20 protein-coding genes and 1 pseudogene are annotated in these 17,103 nt (G+C 64.5%); 9 read left to right on the top strand and 12 right to left on the bottom strand.

What is annotated here, in order from left to right; all coding sequences use genetic code 11:
• The first annotated feature begins 175 nt into the window (after positions 1–175).
• The 3 genes from E4K65_RS25115 (at position 176) to E4K65_RS25105 (ending at position 1,520) form a co-directional block, all read left to right on the top strand.
• Complete coding sequence (locus E4K65_RS25115; protein WP_167771112.1) at positions 176–331, top strand: hypothetical protein; 156 nt, start codon at positions 176–178, stop codon at positions 329–331.
• A 230-nt stretch (positions 332–561) separates the two neighbouring features.
• Entirely contained in the window at positions 562–789 is a 228-nt protein-coding gene (locus E4K65_RS25110; RefSeq protein WP_135176407.1) for a hypothetical protein, read from the top strand.
• A 425-nt stretch (positions 790–1,214) separates the two neighbouring features.
• Entirely contained in the window at positions 1,215–1,520 is a 306-nt protein-coding gene (locus E4K65_RS25105) for a hypothetical protein (protein ID WP_135176406.1), read from the top strand.
• A 31-nt stretch (positions 1,521–1,551) separates the two neighbouring features.
• On the opposite strand, the gene E4K65_RS25100 is transcribed toward E4K65_RS25105, so the two are convergent.
• Together E4K65_RS25100 and ku are read right to left on the bottom strand one after the other, a co-directional pair.
• Positions 1,552–1,800 carry a hypothetical protein gene (locus E4K65_RS25100; RefSeq protein WP_135176405.1) on the bottom strand — a complete coding sequence of 83 codons (249 nt, stop codon included), beginning with the start codon at positions 1,798–1,800 and terminating at the stop codon, positions 1,552–1,554.
• Positions 1,801–1,856: 56 nt separating this feature from the next.
• Positions 1,857–2,780 (bottom strand): non-homologous end joining protein Ku, encoded by a 924-nt coding sequence (ku, locus tag E4K65_RS25095; RefSeq protein WP_135176404.1) that lies wholly within the window; start codon positions 2,778–2,780, stop codon positions 1,857–1,859.
• 254 nt (positions 2,781–3,034) lie between these two features.
• Here ku and E4K65_RS49530 point away from each other — a divergent pair, with 254 nt between their 5' ends.
• Positions 3,035–3,166, top strand: a complete 132-nt coding sequence (locus tag E4K65_RS49530) for a hypothetical protein (protein ID WP_283813879.1) — start codon at positions 3,035–3,037, stop codon at positions 3,164–3,166.
• Positions 3,159–3,406: pseudogene (locus E4K65_RS25090) on the top strand (hypothetical protein). The gene E4K65_RS49530 and the pseudogene E4K65_RS25090 overlap by 8 nt, the downstream one beginning before the upstream one ends.
• Positions 3,407–3,413: 7 nt before the next feature.
• On the opposite strand, the gene E4K65_RS25085 reads toward E4K65_RS25090, so the two are convergent.
• From E4K65_RS25085 to E4K65_RS25070, 4 genes are all read right to left on the bottom strand, one after another.
• Positions 3,414–4,601: an extracellular catalytic domain type 1 short-chain-length polyhydroxyalkanoate depolymerase gene (locus E4K65_RS25085; protein ID WP_135176403.1), complete on the bottom strand. Its 1,188-nt coding sequence runs from the start codon at positions 4,599–4,601 to the stop codon at positions 3,414–3,416.
• 5 nt (positions 4,602–4,606) lie between these two features.
• The gene (locus E4K65_RS25080; protein ID WP_135176402.1) at positions 4,607–5,026 is read right to left on the bottom strand and encodes a CopG family transcriptional regulator; all 420 of its coding nucleotides are present in this window, start codon (positions 5,024–5,026) and stop codon (positions 4,607–4,609) included.
• 92 nt (positions 5,027–5,118) lie between these two features.
• The gene (locus E4K65_RS25075) at positions 5,119–6,234 is read right to left on the bottom strand and encodes a glycosyltransferase family 4 protein (protein WP_135176401.1); all 1,116 of its coding nucleotides are present in this window, start codon (positions 6,232–6,234) and stop codon (positions 5,119–5,121) included.
• A 141-nt stretch (positions 6,235–6,375) separates the two neighbouring features.
• Complete coding sequence (locus E4K65_RS25070) at positions 6,376–6,585, bottom strand: hypothetical protein (protein ID WP_135176400.1); 210 nt, start codon at positions 6,583–6,585, stop codon at positions 6,376–6,378.
• Between the two features lie 677 nt (positions 6,586–7,262).
• Here E4K65_RS25070 and E4K65_RS47435 point away from each other — a divergent pair.
• Positions 7,263–7,424 carry a PDDEXK family nuclease gene (locus E4K65_RS47435; protein ID WP_167771111.1) on the top strand — a complete coding sequence of 54 codons (162 nt, stop codon included), beginning with the start codon at positions 7,263–7,265 and terminating at the stop codon, positions 7,422–7,424.
• A gap of 261 nt (positions 7,425–7,685) precedes the next feature.
• Here the strand turns inward: E4K65_RS47435 and E4K65_RS25055 are convergent, their stop codons facing one another.
• The 5 genes from E4K65_RS25055 to E4K65_RS25035 form a co-directional block, all read right to left on the bottom strand.
• Positions 7,686–8,243 carry an HNH endonuclease gene (locus tag E4K65_RS25055; RefSeq protein WP_025576763.1) on the bottom strand — a complete coding sequence of 186 codons (558 nt, stop codon included), beginning with the start codon at positions 8,241–8,243 and terminating at the stop codon, positions 7,686–7,688.
• A gap of 350 nt (positions 8,244–8,593) precedes the next feature.
• Positions 8,594–9,571, bottom strand: a complete 978-nt coding sequence (locus E4K65_RS25050) for a peptidyl-alpha-hydroxyglycine alpha-amidating lyase family protein (protein WP_135176398.1) — start codon at positions 9,569–9,571, stop codon at positions 8,594–8,596.
• Positions 9,572–9,704: 133 nt separating this feature from the next.
• Positions 9,705–11,483, bottom strand: a complete 1,779-nt coding sequence (locus E4K65_RS25045) for a flavin-containing monooxygenase (RefSeq protein WP_135176397.1) — start codon at positions 11,481–11,483, stop codon at positions 9,705–9,707.
• Positions 11,484–11,639: 156 nt separating this feature from the next.
• Positions 11,640–12,725: a DUF2855 family protein gene (locus E4K65_RS25040; protein WP_135176396.1), complete on the bottom strand. Its 1,086-nt coding sequence runs from the start codon at positions 12,723–12,725 to the stop codon at positions 11,640–11,642.
• A complete protein-coding gene (locus tag E4K65_RS25035) occupies positions 12,722–13,327 on the bottom strand; it encodes a DNA-3-methyladenine glycosylase family protein (protein WP_135176395.1) in 606 nt (201 codons plus the stop codon). The genes E4K65_RS25040 and E4K65_RS25035 overlap by 4 nt, the downstream gene beginning before the upstream one ends.
• A 176-nt stretch (positions 13,328–13,503) precedes the next feature.
• Here E4K65_RS25035 and gluQRS point away from each other — a divergent pair, with 176 nt between their 5' ends.
• Positions 13,504–14,376: a tRNA glutamyl-Q(34) synthetase GluQRS gene (gluQRS, locus tag E4K65_RS25030; protein WP_135176394.1), complete on the top strand. Its 873-nt coding sequence runs from the start codon at positions 13,504–13,506 to the stop codon at positions 14,374–14,376.
• Between the two features lie 104 nt (positions 14,377–14,480).
• Complete coding sequence (locus E4K65_RS25025; RefSeq protein WP_135176393.1) at positions 14,481–15,755, top strand: ATP-binding protein; 1,275 nt, start codon at positions 14,481–14,483, stop codon at positions 15,753–15,755.
• On the opposite strand, the gene E4K65_RS25020 is transcribed toward E4K65_RS25025, so the two are convergent.
• Positions 15,682–16,575 (bottom strand): YihY/virulence factor BrkB family protein, encoded by an 894-nt coding sequence (locus E4K65_RS25020; protein WP_011084192.1) that lies wholly within the window; start codon positions 16,573–16,575, stop codon positions 15,682–15,684. The two genes, E4K65_RS25025 and E4K65_RS25020, sit on opposite strands and share 74 nt — an antisense overlap.
• Before the next feature lie 332 nt (positions 16,576–16,907).
• Here E4K65_RS25020 and E4K65_RS25015 point away from each other — a divergent pair, with 332 nt between their 5' ends.
• Entirely contained in the window at positions 16,908–17,102 is a 195-nt protein-coding gene (locus E4K65_RS25015; protein ID WP_008135291.1) for a twin transmembrane helix small protein, read from the top strand.
• The last annotated feature ends 1 nt before the right edge of the window (position 17,103 follow it).

The raw sequence follows: 17,103 nt of genomic DNA, 5'->3' as shown, positions 1-17,103 counted from the left end.
CCAGCCATGACCATTATTCTGTGCCTATATGGTCGTTCCGCTCTCGCTTGTGTTCTCGAAATTCAAACTGGTGCGATGGGGGCTGGTTGTCTGGGTCTATCTCGCTGTTAACAGGCGGTCCTATCCTCGCGACATTTCTCGCTCTTTTTAACTGTCGAATGTGACAGGACAAATTGTGGCGATCCCGGTCAAGCCGAACGTGCCGGTAAAGGCCAACGACGTGCTGTTTCAAATCGACCTGGCGCCGTTTCAGTACAAGGTCACGCAGTTGCAGGCCTCGCTTGCCGGCGCAAAGCAGCAGGTCGAGATCCTGAAATCGAATTGCGAATAGCGCTTGCCGCTGAGGATCGAAATCACTGTCCATGCCGGAGAGTAGATGGCAGCAACCGGTCCGGCGGGATCGTAATGAGTGCGCCCGCGCAGGACTCGTCTCGGGAGCCCGCCAAACCGTAGCTTCGAGCGGCCGAAAAGCGCATAGTAGTTCCCGCGTCGGACATAAAGCTGTAGCATCAGCAATCGACAGACAGCTTGCTCTCCCGCCGAAAGGAAAGGAGTGGTCCAATGAAGGACATGCAGGCGCATCTGGAGAAGCTGCAGATTCAGCTCGCCGAATGCGAGATGATCCGAGACCTCGCCACCGATCCAAAGAAGAGAGAGCTGTTCAGCAAGCTTGCCGAACATTTCAGGGCCTTGGCCGGAGAGATCGAGAAGGCGATGGCGGAGCAGATGTCGCCCACCTTCCCCGGCCGCAAGACCCACGAACCCTTCGCCAGCGAGGAAGAGCCCTAGCAACCAAAAACGGATCGAGCAGCAATGCCTCGGGAAATCGCCATAGCCCTCTGCTCGTTGGCCGCGGCCTGCATACTCGCGTTCGGCCTCGCAGCGATCGTTTCGCCGCACTAGGTCCGCACCCGACGCGAGGCCTCGATCGATCTGGTCGATGGTCTTCGCGATCAACTCGCGATGCTCGCGGAGGGTCTGCAAGGTGGCGGCTTTCTCAGGAACGCAACTGAGACAAAGGGCAGCGCGGTTGTCCGTTGCGCCACCTCAATGTGCTGCTTCCGCAACGTCTTAGGTTTGAGGTGTAGCCGAACAACTTGGTGTCGGGCTGCTGAGGCTACGGCGGACCCGGAGCTCCGGGAGCTTCGGGTCCGCCCGCCTCCGCTGACATCGACCGCCCGCCTTCGCGAGGCAGCTTCGGCAGGAGAGCCGACATGTCCGCCAACGTCGATCCCGACGACCTGAGCGACGTGGTGCGCTACGCGCTCGATACCACCCGCGCAACGATGGCGTGCCCTTTCCATGACGACGTGATCATCCGGGTCGGAGATGACGCTGCCGAGAGTCACGCATTCGAACGCGCCAAAAGGATCGTGAAGACCGACCTGACCATGTGGGATAGCGTAGCCCTCAGGCATGAAATGGGGCGCCAGCTCGCCGCAGCGGCAGACGGCGAATGTCCGCGATGCGCACAACGAACTGTCCCCGATCGTAGAGCCGAAGCCAAGCGCCAGGCTTAGTCCCGCGCGGCGGCGCGACCGCCCACTTCTGCTATCGTCGCCGGGCCACCAGAACTCCCAGCAAGAATGCCATGGACAGCGCCAGCAGCGGCGCCTCTCGCGCCAAGCTGCGCAACTCATCCGAAAAAGCTACCGCAGGAGTTTGCGCATCGCGCGCTTTCGCACCGCCTCTCATTGCGTCGGAGACACTGGGCATCGCTTGCGATGCATTCTCGACGGCGTCCTGATCGCTCGGAAGACCGGAGGCTTCCGTCATTGCAGAGGCTTCCCTCATATCCATGCGATTCCTCCTGTTCGTTCGTGATGGCAATCGTCCCAGACGGCGCAGTGGAGGCGCTAGGCAGACTTCCGCTGCGGCCTGGCTGTGGCCTTCTTGCCGGCGGCTTGCTTGGGCTTCTTGCCCTCGATCGGCATCAGCATTTCCTTCTGCCCGGCGGATGCCTTGCGCCCCTTCTTGGCGGGCTTCTCGGCTTTCGCCGGCGCGGCCTCCTGACCCACGCTCCGCCGAAGCGCCTCCATCAGATCGACGACGTTGCCTGTGGTCGGCTTGGACTTCGGCGTGATCGGCTTGCCGGCCCGCTTCTGGTTGATGAGGTCGATCAGCGCGGTCTCATAGTGGTCTTCAAATTTCTCGGGGTCGAACCGGCCGGCCTTCTGGTTCACGATGTGCTTCGCGAGGTCCAGCATGTCCTTTGTGACTTTGACGTCCTGAATCTCCTCGAAATATTCCTGCTCGCTCCGCACTTCGTAAGGGTAGCGCAGCAGCGTGCCGACCAGACCCTTGTCCATCGGCTCGAGCGCGATGATGTGCTCACGGTTGGTCAGCACCACGCGACCGATCGCGACCTTGTTCATCTCGCGGATGGTCTCGCGGATCACCGCGAAGGCATCGTGCCCGACCTTGCCGTCCGGCCTGATGTAGTAGGGCCGGATCAGGTAGCGTGGGTCGATGTCGGCCTTGTCGACGAACTCGTCGATCTCGATGGTGCGCGTGGATTCCAGCGCGATCTCCTCAAGCTCCTCCTTGGTGACCTCGATGAACTGGTCCTTCTCGAGCTGGTAGCCCTTGACGATGTCCTCGTTCGGCACCTCGTCGCCGGTGTCGGCGTCCACCTTGAGATACTTGACACGGTGGCCGGTCTGCCGGTTGAGCTGGTTGAAGGAGATCTTCTCGCTCTCCGAGGTGGCCGGATAGAGCGCCACTGGGCACGTGACGAGAGAGAGTCTCAGAAACCCTTTCCAGTTGGCTCGGGGCGCCATGTACGCAGAACTCCCTTCGGGGCGGCCTGGATTCAAGACGAACGAGGACCACCGGTTCCGACACGCCGATCGCCACCCGCGAGATTCATCCAGATGGCCCTGCTGCGTCATGGCAATTTGGGAGAGGGTCTCTTGACTCTTTAGAACAAAAAGAGAACATAACTCGATGAACGTCTCCGAGGCCGGCCCCTGCCGACCTCGACGCCGCCGCCGACCAGGCCATCGCGGCCTGCGGCGGCGACGCCCGGAAAACCGTGAAGGCGCTGATCGTCGCCAACGACTTTCTCGAGATCCAACTCGAGGAGCTGAGGAGGAAGGTGTCGACCGGCTACGCCCGCGGGCGGCTCCCAAGGGCGCGCGAACGCAAGGATGAGGCAGATGTCTGAAGTGACCTACTATGTCGCTCTGCCGTTCGTTTTCTCCGACGACGGCATAGCCGCCGGCGAGGCGGCGGAGTGCCTGAGCGCCAACGTCGCGGTGATGCGAGCCGAGGCCCTCGCCCGCAAGCCCGGCCACGCCGGCGCCATCGCGTTCAGCCGCAGCGGGGATCCGGCGACCGGTGAGTTCGGCGACGCCAAGCTGATCCGGAATTCGGCGACGTGTCGGACGACCTGAGCGCCTTGTGAAACCCGACTAACCCCGGAGCGAATGCTCAAGGAAGAAGCGCAGCATCTCCCTCGTCGCGTCCGGCCCGCGGGGATCGGTGTAGGAGCCGGCGGGACTGCCGCCCGACCAGGCGTGGCCGGCGCCGTGAACATTCCAATGCTCGGAGACGGCGCGCCCGTCCGCGTCGGCAACGTTCGTGCGGGTGTAGGCGTGCCCATGAGGCACCCGTCCGTCGCTCACCTTCGCTTTCAAGCCTGCCGCCTTGGCGGACTGCTCGACAATCCGGTCGCCGTTGTTCGGATGCACCGTGGTGTCGCGGTCGCCATGGAAAACGATGGTCGGCACTGGCGGTCCACCATCGGCAATTTTAGACCCGCCGCCCTGCCGCATCGCGACGAACGCCGAGGGAAGATCGCTTGCCGCCCCGCAGGCGAGGCCGGAATGGATCCCGACGGCCGCGTACAGATCGGCGTGGGTCGCTGCCATGATGGCGGCGGCCGCCCCGCCGGCCGACAGACCTGCGACGTAGACCCGCTTCGGATCGATCGGATAGTCCCTCATGATTTGGCGAGTGATGCCTGCGATCAGCGAAGGCTCCCCGCCGTCCCGCTGCTGGTCGCCCGTGCGAAACCAATTCCAGCATTTCGCCTGGTTGGCTTCGCTCGGCTGCTCCGGATAGACCACGAAGCAATCTCGCTCTTCCGCCAGAAAATTCATCCGGGTGCCGGCCGCGAAATCGTCCGGCGACTGGGCGCAGCCGTGAAGCATGACCACCAGGGGAAGCGGTTTTTCCTGCCAGTGGCTTGGGACGAATAGCTTGTAGTTCCGGCTTCCATTCGCGCTGCGGAAGGTGCCGGCGATGAACCTCGTGCCTTCGGGTGCGATATCCGTCGTGGCAGGCGGAGCGCGGGTCATCGGACCACGCAGATTGAGTCCAGGGAAGTCTTTCAAGCGATCGAACCGGGCGATGCTTTTGCGTTGCAAAGGAGCGGGAGAAACCCGGGTGGTTCGTCGGCTCTCCTTCTCCTCGACGACGTTGGCCTTCACGTCGATGGTCGGCGGCTCGAGCCGATCTGGCGCGACACGGGCAGTGCTGCCCGACGGCTCGGAGGCGCTCTCGCCGCGGAGCATGCGCTGCAGGAGGGTGGTGGCCTCGACCAGTTGGCCCGCACGCGTGAGGCGCGTCGCCTCGGAAATCATGTTCTGATTCAGCATCGCATTCACCTTGTTCTGTCGGAGAGAGCGGCCTTGACCGCGGAAGTGGCGTGAAGGGCACCGAGCACCGAGACGGAAGCAATGGTGGCGCGGGCCAGTTCGGGCGTGACGTCCTGGGCGATGGTCGCGAGACCCAGCACGTTGATGTGCAGCATCTCGCCGGCGCGCCGCGCCGCTTCGAGATCCTCGCGGCTGTAGTTCCGCAGCCCCAAGTCCAGGCTCTTTCGGACCGTCGACTGCTTCACGACGTCCGCGTGGCGTTCGAGCTGGTTGCGGATGGCCGTCCGGATGAAATCCGTGCGGTTCGAATAGAACCCTTCCTGTACCATCAGGTCGACCTGCCCCAGATCGACATAGCCAAGGTTGATCGTGATCTTCTCGGTATCGGGGAGCCGGGGTCGCAGCTCGCGCACATTGTCGGCCATCGAAGCATCCGTTTTGTACCATCCAGGAGGATGGTGTATGGATGTCAGATGGCTGTCTGAGGTCCCGTTTCAAGGGATAGCGGAGAAATCATTTAGCTGGACGCCGACAGCACGTCGGCCAGCTTCGTTTCGAGCCGACGTTCAGCGTGTGGCGCCGCGCACGCCCCAGCCGAGTACCCGGCGGCGGCAGAGATCAATCGGCGGTACGCGCTTTCATACTCTCGCGCCATTCGGTCCGCGGAGAAGCGTTCCTCGAAGCAGGCACGTACTTTTCGTCTGTCGAGCCGGCCCAGATCGCCCACGGCCCTGACAGCCTGCTCCTCGTTCTCGACGATGAAGCCCGTCACGCCGTCCTCGACGACCTCGGGCACGGAGCCGGAGCGGTAGGCGATCACTGGCGTCCCACAGGCCATGGCCTCGATCATGACGAGGCCGAAAGGCTCCGGCCAATCGATCGGAAACAGCAGGGCCGCGGCCTCGGCGAGGAACGGCTGCTTCTTCGCCTCGTCCACCTCGCCGACGAGCTGGACCGCCAGACCGTCGATGTGGGGCTCAAGTTGCTTCTTGAAGAAGACGGTCTCGCCACGCGGAATCTTGGCGGCGATGCGCAAGGGCATTCCGGCGGCGCGCGCAATGCGGATGGCGTCCTGGGGGCCCTTTTCCGCGGTGAGGCGGCCGAGGAACGCCAGATAGGATCCCTGATCGAAAGACGGGCGAAAGTTGCTCGATGGCAGTCCGTGCGGGATCGTGGCGATCCAATTCGCCTCCGGCAACGGCAGACGCTGATGGTCCGATATCGACACGAAGCCGGCGCCGGGAAACTGCCGCAGCACATCGGAAAGGCCCGGCAGGTCGAGCCGGCCATGCATGGTGGTCACGAAGGGCACGCCGAGCCGACTGAGCAGCGGAAGCGGCAGCCAGTCGATGTGCGCGTGGATCACGTCGAAGTCTTTCGCTCGCTTGGCGATCGCCTCCAGCAGCACGGCGCAGGCGGCATTTGGATCGGCGCCCTTCCGTCCGAGACGCAGTGCGCGCGGCCACACGGGATGAAGCTCGCCTTTCGTCCGGGAGTCGCCGCTCGCGAACAGCGTGACGTCGTGCCCGAGCTCGACCAGCTCATCCACCAGCCACGCCACGACCCGCTCCGTGCCGCCGTAGAGCTTGGGAGGGACGCTTTCGGCCAGGGGAGCAAGTTGAGCGATGCGCATCGATGCCGACCCTCTAGACCGAAAACATCGAGCGGAAGAGCAGCACAACAGCCGCGGAGGCGAGTTCTGAGACGGCCAGCAACGTCCAATCCGGCCTGGCGCTGTCGACCGCAGCTCGCCTGACGAGCCCCTCCATCAGCCTCAACATTCGTCTTCGGGAGGGCGCTCAAGGTAAGCCAGGCCGAATCCCGTGAGTTCTTCGGCATCGCTCACACGCGCTTCCCATCTCCCTTGCAGATGACGCTCCAGCAGGCAGCGGCGGGTGTCGGCAGCATCGACGTCGCGATGCCTCGCCGGGTAGAGGGACCAGACCGTATGTACCGCCGTGCGCAACGGGACGTCGTCGACCATGTTCGGCTCCGACGAGAAGAGATCTCGCTGGATGCCAACTCGTCTCGGAAGATGAAGTTTCTACTTTTTCCCGAAAAGTCGGGTCCCCGTCGAAGCCGAGTCAGCCCTCTCGATAAACGGATGGACAACCGGCCTCGGCGATTCTTCGGAAGCTACTTAGCCGGCGGGCGCAGCGGGCTGTCCGCCCATTTTTGGGCGGCGGGGTCGTACAGCGGATCCTCCTCGCATGCGGGGCAGACGTATCGCTCGCCGCCTCGGCCCGCCTCGTCGGGGACAAGCTTCATCGCCTTCCCGCAGTGCGGACACCGCTTCCGGATCGGGTGCAGCTCGGACATCTGAATTTTCCTGCCGCGGCCAGCTTAGTGCTGCAGCGAGCGCCCGCTCAAGGGAAATCGCGGAACAGGCCAAGGCGAACGGATGCTGCTTGACGACCGCGCGGCAGACACTGTGGCGAGCTACGGCGCGTCGGCAAACTGCATCACCTGTGACGAAGCCTGGAGATCAGTCTAGACATCTCGCGGACGCCCACCGAATTCCCGATCCCGTAGCACTTGGCTTCGAGAGCGAAGTCGACCAGCACGGCACTGTGTCCCCGCCCGATCTTTATCTTACCGAGCGCGTCACGTCCCCCATCCCTCGACGGTCGCCGACGCCGTGGGACGCAATTCGGAATTCTGGTGACGACCAGTTTCGTCGATAGCCAAGCGTATCGGGAAATCAAAGAAGACCAGCATCCGATCGTCGTCGTATCCGCGATCGATATCGTCGATATCCTGAGATCTCACGGTCACGGCGATGTCGATGCCGTTCGACGCTGGCTGGTCGCCGAATTCAGATAGCTTAGCCGCCGCATTCACCGGTCGCCGGCGCCCGTATTTTGCCCTCTAAGCCATCTTGCAATCTGAGCCGCGTCGACGTCGGCACCCCATCGATATAGACGATAAATTAACCAGTACGAACCGAACGAAATCATCAACAACCAGCTCGACGATCTCGGTCGGTCCGACAGGGCCGTTTAAGCCCGATCATGCCGCAAAACGTGACGCACTTATGTGTGTTTTGACGCTCTTATGAGGTGCATCACAGTGGATGCGCCTGTCCTACGGATCCAGCTCGGTATCCCAGTAGAGATAGTCCAGCCAGCTGTCGTGCAGATAGTTCGGCGGGAACAGGCGGCCGTTGCGGTGGAGCTGGTGCACGGTCGGGGCGAAGGCGTGCTGGCGCGGAAACATCTTGGCTTGCGCAGGCGTAAGGTTGCCCTTGCGCAGATTACAGGGCGAGCACGCCGCGACCACGTTCTCCCAGGTGGTCTGGCCGCCTTTGCTGCGCGGGATGATGTGATCGAAGGTGAGGTCTTCGGGCGAGCCGCAATACTGGCAGTTGAAGCGATCGCGCAGGAAGACGTTGAATCGGGTGAAGGCAGGATGGGTGGTCGGCTTGACGAAGGATTTGAGCGAGACCACGCTCGGCAATTGCATTTCCAGCGTGGGACTTCGAACCGCCTGGTCGTAATGCGCGACGATGTTGACGCGGTCGAGGAACACCGCCTTGATCGCGTCCTGCCACGACCACAGAGACAGTGGGTAGTAACTCAGCGGCCGGAAGTCCGCATTCAGCACCAACACCGGCCAACTGCCTTGCGAGACATGTGCGTTCAAGTAACGCTCCCGGCCTCCATGTACGCTGCGAAGCAGCATGTATTGACATACTACATGCAGCGTGACGGGATTGTGAAGCCCGTTGAGCGACTTATTCAGGCGCGGGCAATGCGGCGGCGGGGTGGCAAAACGCGCAAAACGCCGCGATTCGGGGAGGGTCCATGCGGGGCAACCGCGGAACCGCCTTCACGGTCAAGGCGCCGGACCGGTGGCGCGAGGGAGTCTCCGGCCGACGCATATCGTACGACGCGGCCTCGTTCGCCGCCGTCGTCCTGGCGAAAGCCAGGACGACGGCGGGGAGGGAGCGGCACTTCAAAAGCGCGTCATCTCTTCGCGGCGGCGCCGTTGGATCACTCCCGTACCCGTTCCAGCTTCTGCAAGCACCGCGTCGCGCGCACGACGGCCGGCATCTCCTCGTCCGGGAAGCTCGTCGTCCAGTTGGTGACGCCCACTTCGCCGACATAGATGTCGCCCTTCGAATCCAGCGCGATGCCGTGGGGGGCCAGGAATTTGCCGCTGGCCACGCCGGGACCCGCTTCGCCGCCGAGCCGCGCGATGCGATTTCCCTTGGCGTCCACGATCGACAGTCGCGGGCCCAGATTGGGAACATTGCGGTTGATATCGAGGCCGGGGCCCAGCTCGCCGATCACGAAGGTCGGGCTCTTAGCCCCGCCGCAGCAGCACAGCGCGCAGGGCCGGTGCAGGTTGTTCCACTGCGTCTCGTACTTGCCCTCGCCGTTAAACACCTGCACGCGATGGTTCTCGCGGTCGGCGACGTAGACCCAGCCATCGGAATCGGTGGCGATGTTGTGCACGATGTTGAACTGGCCGGGATCGGTGCCGGGCTCGCCCCAGCTCTTGATCAGCTTGCCGTCGGGCGTGAACTTGTGCACGCGTGCATTGCCATAGCCGTCGGAGACGTAGATTTCCCCCCTCGGCGACAGCGCCGTATGGGTGCAGCGGTGGAACGGCTCGCCGCTCATGAACGGCGCCGGCTTTTGCGGGATCCCGATCGTCAGCAGCACCTTGCCGTCGGTGGTGCATTTGCGCACGGTATGGTCGCCGTCATCAGTGCAGTAGAGATTGTCGTCGGCATCGATATGCAGGCCATGCGCGCGCGAGAACAGGCCCTCGCCAAAACTGCGCAGGAAATTGCCCTCGCGATCCAGCACCACCATCGGATGGGCGCCGCGGTTGAAGACGTAGACGCGGTCACGGCTGTCGACCGCAACGGAGGCGACGTCGGTGAGCTGCCAGCCGTCCGGTAGCTTGGCGAAATTTTCGACGACGCGGTAGCGGTGCTCGCCGGTGCCGAGAATGGCTGGCATTGGGTACTCCTCTTGTTCTTCTTGGCCGCACACGATCATCCGCACACTGTCATTGCGAGCGTAGCGAAGCAATCCAGACTGTCTCTGCGGAAAGACTCTGGATTGCTTCGCTGCGCCCGCAATGACGAGGGGCTCAAGCCGGGCCCACCTCACGCCCCAAAATCCCTTCCTCGAGGGCCTTGATCTGGAGCGCGAGATATTTCGAGTTGATGCGGCACTGCGCGAGGCTGCCGGCGATGAACCACAGGCCGGGCTGCTTCGTGCGCGCATACATGTTGCGCAGCTCGAAGCCTTCACCAAATCCCCAGACCGGGCCGACGCGGTCGGCGACGCCATCGCCGAACAGCTTTCGCACCAGATATTCCTGCGGCTTGTAGCCGGTCGAGAGCACGATCAGGTCGGCCGGAATGGTCGTGCCGTCCTTCATCCGCGCGCCTTCGGCGGCAAAACCCTCGATGTCCGAAAACTGCTTCAGCTTGATCGCGCCCTCGACGATGAGGTTGGCGCAGCCGACATTGAAGTAATAACCGCCGCCGCGGGTGAGGTATTTGAACTGCCAGCCGGTGCCGGCCTCGCCGAAGTCGAGCTTGAAGCCGACGCGGGAGAGGCCGTCGAGCAGCTCCTTGTCGAGCTCCTTCGACTGCTCCGTCAGCATCACATGGGTCTTCTTCGCGAGCGGCGTCGGCATCGACGTCGCGATCAGATCGTTGTCCTCGAGCGTGCCCTCATTGTAGGTCGCGTAGGCGAGCTGTGCCGACGGCTCGATATTGGTGACCAGCGTCGGCGAGCGCTGCACCAGCGTCACCTCGGCGCCGCTGGAATGGAGGTCCTGCGCGATGTCGTGGCCGCTGTTGCCGGTGCCGATGACAACGGCGCGCTTGCCTGTCCAGTTCTCGCCGTCCTCGTAGCGGCTGGAATGCACCAGCGTGCCCTTGAAATTGGCGAGGGTCGGAATGTCAGGGACATTGGCGATGCCGCTGACGCCGGTCGCCATCACCACATGGCGCGGATGCATGGTGCGCTCGCTGCCGTCGGCGCAGCGCAGCGTGACGGTCCAGCGGCCGTTCGCCTCGTCGTAAGAGCCACCTTCGAATTCGGTGCCGGTCCAGAAGTTCAGCTCCATGGCATCGACGTAAGCCTCGAACCAGTTGGCGAGCTTGTCCTTGGGGATATAGACCGGCCAGTTCGGCGGGAACGGCATGTAGGGCAGGTGATTGACCTGCACCTGGTTGTGCAGGGTGAGCGCGTGATAGCGCTTGCGCCAATTGTCGCCGATCCGCGTCTCGCGATCGACGATCAAGGTATCGACCTTCAGCTGCTTCAGCCGTGCCGCGATGGCGAGCCCGGCCTGGCCGCCGCCGACCACCAGCACGGCCGGGTCGCGATCGGCGTAGTCGCGCGCGGCGTTGCGCTGGTCGAGCCAGTTCGGCCCGCGGAAATCGCGCGAATAGGCCTGGCCGCGTGGCCGTGACGTGCCGAGCTGTTCCTCGAAGCCTTTGAGCTCGTCGAGCGCGGTCAGCAGCGTCCACGCCTTCAACCGGTCGCCGTCGGTGCTATCAGGCACGAGCCGCAGGATGCCGCTGCAGCGGCCGAGCGCGGTTTCGAAATTGAAGATGGCTTCGATGTTGCTGGTGCCGGCGCGCGTCACCCAGCGCGGTGGGGCACGGTTCGGTGCGATCTCGAAATGGGCGGGCGCAGTTCTGGACGCGAGCGTGGCCAAGGCCTGCGCGATCGCGCTGCGGCCGGCCAGCGTTTGCAAGTTCCAGCTCAGCGCCAGCACATCGCGCCAAAAGCTCTCGGCGAGGAAGAGGCGGTCCAGCGCGGCGGCGGATTCTGGCTTGCCGAGCGCGCCCGCGAATTCATCGAGCCAGGCCTGCGCAGCGACGGAAATATCCTTCGTCCTGTCCAGCATTCGCGACCTCGTGGCCGTCTTCGCGGCGTTTCCTCTGGAGCATGATCCGGACCCGGAGGGCCGCGTAGCGCAAAGCGTGTAGCGGTTTTCCGAAGAGATCATGCTCCAATAGTAGAAGTCGAACGCTATACTGGATCAGCCCATGTCAAAAGCGCTTTACCCGAGCAGCGAGAGCATGTGGCCCTGCTCAGGCGGAATGCGCCCTGTCAGCGTGTCGAGATAAACTCGCCGCACGGCCTCCGGCCCGCGGCCCTCGACGACGGTGAGGCTCCGCTCAAGCAGCGGCGCAAAGCCCGACCATGCCGCGCCAAAGCGCTGCTCGATGCCGCCTGGACCCCAATCCTTCGCCCGCTTGCGAATATGGTCCGGCGCGAAGAACCAGCGCGGCTTTGCGCCGGGCAGGGCTCCTTCGTCGGCGTCGGTGGCGCGATGCGTCAATCCGACGCGCACCGAGCATTTCATCTGGTCGCCAAAATGCCGGTGCAGTTCGGCGCGCAGGGCGCTGTTGCCGGCCATGTCGACGAAGGCGACCGGCGCGTTCGATGGCAAGGACGTCACGCGGTCGTAGGTGACGACCTCGTCGTAACATCCGAGCGACGTCACGAAGCTGGTATTCCCGCCTGAGGTCAGGCCGATCACCTTGCGGCCGCGCGTGTGCAACAGATGCGCAAGGCCGAACGCGGTCTTGCTCGAGGCGCTCGACAGCAGCACGGTCCGCGCGCCAAAATCATCGTTCCCGGCCAGGAAATCGTCGACCAGGAACGACAGCATGAACAGCGGCCGCAGCAGCGCCTGATAGTCGCCCTGCCGGCCGGCGTAGGCGGGATCGCCGGTGACGCGCGCATAGGCATTGTAGACCGGCGCCACGCCCTGCCGATGCGAAGCACCGTCGCGCAGGCCGCGCTTGCTGACGTCGGTGGCCTCGATGACCAGATGCGTCGCCATAGGGAAGTAGCCGAACAGGCGCTCGCCTGCCGGGATGTTCGGATGTTTCGAGGCGATCACCTCGCCAAAACCCCACACCGGGATGTTGCCGAAGCCCTGCGGTGCCGGAAAGATCTGCCAGTATTTCAACTCGTCGCCCATCACGGCATAGGTGATGTTGTTGGCGGTGAACGCGAAGCGCTCGACCTTCACCAGCAGCGCATCCGCCGGCAGTGCGGCTGCATCCGGAATGGCGGTCTCGATCAGCTTGCACTGCTCGAGATCGTTGCGCGCAACGACGAAGTCGGTCGATGTCATGGTGAAGGTCCCGGCTTTTTCCGTGCCGGCATCTTCTCTTTCACGCCTAGGCGCTTTGCAACAGCAACATTGTTTAAAACGGCGTTCGCCTCGCCGGCGATGACGCCCTCACGCTTCTTCACCGCGTCGCCGGCCGGCCAGGCATCGCCATGGCCGAGGCAAAACAGGAGATAGACGTCCGCCGTCCACGGCCCGATGCCGGGCAGCGAGATCAGCGTGTGATGCGCGGCGTCCGCGTCTTCTTCGGCGAGCACGTCGAGGTTCAGCCGCTCTGCCGTGATCTCGCGCGCAAGATGTTTCAGCGTCTTGATCTTGGCGGCGGAGAGGCCAAGCCGTCCCAGCCGGTCGGTGCGCGCGCGGCCCACCGCCTCATGATCGAACGGATCGAAGGCGTCCGACAGCCGTCCCCAGATCGCGGCGGCGCTCGCGGTCGAGAGCTGCTGCCCGCAGACGATATGCGCAAGCCCCGTAAAACCCGGCTCGCGCCGCCGCAAGGCCGGCATGCCCGCAGTCGCAAGCACGGGCTTGAGCCGCGGGTCGCGCTTCACCAGCGCCTGGACGGCCTCTTCGAGATCGGACTGGGTTTCGAGGTGGATGGTCATTGTGCCTAACTCGTCATGCACGGGCTTGCCGTCTCTGCTAGAGCTACGCCGGCCCAATACCGAGAAGCCTCGAAGACCTTCGGCGCAGGCGGGACCCGCGCATCCATTTCCGATCGTAACAGAGTCATGGAAGATGGATGGCCGGGTCAAGCCCGGCCATGACGAGATCCTGCCATATGTCGCCACCCGTTTTCCGATTTGCTCCGAGCCCGAACGGCCTCCTGCATCTCGGCCACGCCTATTCGGCGCTGCTCAATTTCGACCGTGCGCGCGAGGCCGGCGGGCGGCTGTTGCTGCGGATCGAGGACATCGACGCGACGCGCTGCCGGCCTGAGTATGAGGCAGCGATCTACGAGGATCTCGCCTGGCTCGGCGTTGCCTGCGAAACACCGGTGCGGCGGCAGTCGGAGCATCTTTCCGATTACCGCGCCGCGCTGGACAAGCTCTCTGCACTCGGCTTCGTCTATCCCGCCTTCGAAAGCCGCGCCGAGATCGCAAAGCTGGTCGCCGCGCGCGAGGCTCACGGGCCGTGGCCGCGCGATCCCGACGGCGCGCCGCTTTACCCCGGAGACGCCAAGTCGCTGTCCGCCGGCGAGCGGGCGCGGCTGATCGCATCCGGCGCGCCCTATGCGCTCCGGCTCGACATGGCGGCTGCCTGCCGGCACGTAGCCAGCCTGGCCTGGAACGAGTTGGGCGAGGGGCCCGATGGCGAGCGCGGCGCCGTACCCGCGCGGCCCGAGGCCTGGGGAGACGTGATCCTGGCCCGCAAGGAGACGCCGACCAGCTACCATTTGTCCGTGGTCGTCGACGACGCCCTCCAGGGGATCAGCGAGGTGGTGCGCGGCCAGGACCTGTTTCACGCCACGTCCGTCCACCGCCTGCTGCAAACCCTGCTTGGCCTGCCGGAACCCGCCTACCGCCACCACGCCCTGATTCGGGACGAGGCCGGGCGGAAGCTGTCGAAATCGAGCCGCTCGACCGGCCTGCGGGAGTTGCGCGACGCCGGTGCATCGCCCGCCAGCATCCGCCGTCTGGTGGGATTAGGTTAAGTTTCTCTGGGGTTTAGCCAAACACCGCCGTGACTCCTGGTGTTCCGCCGTGCCATGCTTATCGGACAGCCCGGGGTTCGAAGGGGATACTTCGAAGGGGAATTATGGCGGCGAAAACGCGGGCAGCGCGCACCACGCGGACGTCCAGGCGACTGCCTCGGAAGCGGTCCGGGGCGGCCGGAAAGGTGCGCAAGCGCAGCACCAAGGCGGTCACGCCGGACGTGGTCCAGGCGGCGCTTGCCGCCTTTGCCCATGAAGTCCGCACCCCCCTGACCGGCATTCTCGCGATCAGCGACCTGCTCGCGACCTCGGATCTCGGGGAGCGGGAGCGGCGCTGGGCTGACACCATCAAGGCCGGCGCCGAGCATCTGGCGAGCCTCGCCACCCTGTTCGTGGACGCTGCCCGGACCGGCAAGGGGGCTGGAAAGGGCGGCAGCACGCTGCGGCAGGACCTGTTCGACCTGCGGGCGCTGGCCCGCAGCGCCGGCGATTCGCTGGCCGGGCGCGCCGCGGCCAAGGGCCTCCAGGCCCAGGTCGAGCTCTCCGAAAAGCTGCCGGGGCTGGTGGTCGGCGATCCCGTCCGCCTGCGCGCCGCACTCGAGAACCTCATCGACAATGCCGTGAAGTTCACCGACCAGGGTGGCGTGGCGCTCGTGGTCGCGCCCTGGCGTCCGGCCAAGGGCAAGAAAAACGGCAAGACGAAGGGCAGGGTTGGCGTCGCCTTCGCGGTGTCCGACAGCGGCATCGGCCTGACCATGGCCGAGATCAAGCGGCTGTTCCGCCCCTTCACCCAGGCCAATGTCACCATCGCCTCGCGCTTCGGCGGCGCGGGTTTGGGACTATCTTCGGTGAAGCAGCTGGCGCGCGCGATGGGCGGCGACATCTCGGTCGCACCGCGCCGCGGCGGCGGCGCCACCTTCACATTGACGGTGTCGCTGGACGCGGCGGGACCGGCCAGGTCCCGCAAGGCGAAGGGCGAGGCCGAGGCCGACGCGGCGGCCGCGCTGCGCGTGCTCAGTGTCGAGGACAATCCGTTCGGCCGCGTCGTGCTCAACACCATTTTGACCGAGCTCGGCCATCATGCCGAGTTCATCGGACGCGGCGAGGATGCGGTGAACCGGCTCGCGCAGGGGGCCTTCGACGCGGTGCTGATGGACATGGTGCTGCCGGGCATCGATGGCGTCGAGGCCATCCGGCGGATCCGCACCATGCCGGCGCCGCTCGCTCGAATCCCCATCATCGGCGTCTCCGGGCGCGGCGAGGACGAGGCGGCCTCGCGCGAGGCGGGCGCCGACGCCTTCCTGGTCAAGCCCGTGTCTCCGCGTGCTTTAGCGACTGCGCTGCTTGTAGCGACACGCCGTGAGGAAGTCGCGACTTGATGATCGCGGCGTTGAGCTCGCCGCCGTAGACGAAGATCGCGGCGATGAAATACAGAAACACCAGCGCGATGATCACCGAGGCCAGTCCCGCATACATCGTCACGTAATTGTTGGCGAAGCGCGCCAGATATTGCCCGAACACGATGCCCGAGATCAGCGACGCCACCATGGTGAAGACGATGCCGGGCAGGATCTGCAGGAAGCTGCGCCGCCCCGCCGGCACCCACGCATGCAGGATGATCAGCGCCACCACCAGCGCGCCGATGGTGATGCCGTAGCGCAGCCAGGTGAGGATGCTCTCGTTGGACTCGACGAACAGCGGGATGTGGCGCCGCGTCGCCTCGATGATGAGCGGGCCGAGTACGATCAGGAACGCCATGGCAAGCGCGGTGAAGGCCGCAACCAGCGTATAGCCGATCGATTCCAGCCGCAGCCAGTACCAGCGCCGCATCTCCACCACCGCATAGGCGCGGTTGAGCGCGACGCGGAGCGCCTCGACGCCGTTCGAGGCGAAATAGACTGACAGCGCCGCGCCGATGGTCAGCACGCCGGTGCGGGTCGTGGTCAGCACGTCGTGGATCTCGCCGGAAAGGCTGTCGGCGACCTGCTTGGGCCAGACCTCGAGCATCAGGCTGGCGGCCTGGTCGGCGAGCTCCTTGGAACCGAAGAAGCCGGCGAGCGAGGTCAGCACGATCAGGAACGGGAACAGCGCCATCAGCGTCGACAGCGCGATGTGGCTCGCGATCGCCCAGCCGTCGTCGGCCAGGAACGTGTAGAACGCATCCATCACGACGACGTAGATGTAGCGGATGGCTTTCACGGCTGGCCCTGTACTGCTCCCTTTTCCCCCTTGCGGGGAGAGACGGAGAAGGCTTGCGATGGACGCAAATCGGAAATCATGCAGCCAGCTTCTGATATTATTGGCCTAAAAGCCAGATCGCCAACCAACCCGGTCGTCATTCCGGGGCGATGTGACGGGACCGCGCAAAGCGCGACCCGGTGCATCGAGCCCGGAATCCATTTCACCGCGCGTGACGCTGCTTGATGGATTCCGGGCTCGCGCCATCGGGCCGCGTTGCGGACCCGTTGGCGCGCCCCGGAATGACGGGTGGGGAGATGGCGGACCGGCGCGCACGGTGTTATCTACCCCCGATGGCATCTATCCTGAGTACTTTCATCCTGCCGGTGGCGGCCGGCGCAGTGGCGTTGGTGCTGCTGCTCGGTCTCGTCAACATGATGCGGGGCGGCTCGCCCAACACCTCGCAGAAGCTGATGCGCTGGCGCGTGCTGCTTCAGTTCGTGGCGATCGTCATTGCCATGATCGCGGTATGGGCGATGGGGCGCTGAA

The sequence above is a fragment of the Bradyrhizobium niftali genome, from assembly GCF_004571025.1.
GTDB lineage: Bacteria > Pseudomonadota > Alphaproteobacteria > Rhizobiales > Xanthobacteraceae > Bradyrhizobium > Bradyrhizobium niftali.
This window is presented reverse-complemented; position numbering and strand designations above follow the sequence as displayed.